At 59.3% G+C, this 865-nt stretch carries 2 protein-coding genes; both read left to right on the top strand.

What is annotated here, in order from left to right:
* Positions 1 to 198 (top strand): TolC family protein (locus tag B2W96_RS11530; RefSeq protein ID WP_293010556.1); only part of this gene is annotated, 198 nt, incomplete at its 5' end.
* 27 nt (positions 199 to 225) lie between these two features.
* The coding region (locus B2W96_RS11525) for an efflux RND transporter periplasmic adaptor subunit (RefSeq protein ID WP_293010554.1) at positions 226 to 865 on the top strand (640 nt) is incomplete at its 3' end.

Here is an 865-nt window from a genome sequence, read left to right as displayed (position 1 = left end):
CAGGAGACGGTGGATTTCCAGCAGAGGACCTTTGACATCGCCGCCAAGAAGTATGAGCTTGGAATGACATCTCACGAGGAATACCTTGCCGCCAAGAGTGAGCTGGACAGTGCGCAGGATGATTTGAATACGGCCCAGCGGAACCTGTTCAGCGCCTATCATGCCTATGAAAGCGCCACAAAGTACGGTCTTGTGTAAAATCGGTTAGAAATAAAGGAGAGCACTATGAAAACAAAATCTCTTTCCGCGCTGCTGACGGCGGCGCTGTTGCTGGGGACATTGACGGGCTGCGGCCAGGCCGGAGACTCCTCCGAGGAAGAGGTCAAGGGCACCGCTGTGGAAATCCAGACTGTGGAGCTGGGCGACATCGCCACCGAGAGCACCGTCACCGGCAGCGTCACCGCCAACCGCAACGTGCCAGTTTTGAGCAAGGTTTCCTGCAAGGTCAAAAGTGTGAAAGCCAAGGCCGGTGACACCGTGGCCGCCGGGGACGCACTGTTTACGCTGGACACCGCCGATTTGCGGGACACCTACGGCAGCGCGCTGGAGACCTATTCCGGCACACGGGAGCTTCTGGACGAACAGGTCAGTCAGGCGCGGGCGGGCTATGAAAATCTTCAAGCCCTGTTTGCCCTTGGGGCCGTGAGCCAGAATCAGGTGGATCAGGCAAAGCTGGGGCTTTTGCAGGCCGAAAACGCCCGCAAGAGTACCCTGACCCAGATGGGGCTGGACGATGTGTGGGACATTTTGAACAGCCCCACCGTCACGGCTCCCATCGCCGGAACCGTTTCCAGCGTCAGCGTAACCGCCGGAGTGGCTGTTGGCCCCGGCACTGTGGGGGCGGTGATTTCCGAGATCGGCCGTC

The sequence above is a fragment of the Oscillibacter sp. UBA6647 genome (genome assembly GCA_002455655.1).
Lineage (GTDB): Bacteria > Bacillota > Clostridia > Oscillospirales > Oscillospiraceae > Oscillibacter.
The sequence above is the reverse complement of the archived record's forward strand: the minus strand, read 5'-3'. Positions and strand labels throughout refer to the sequence as shown.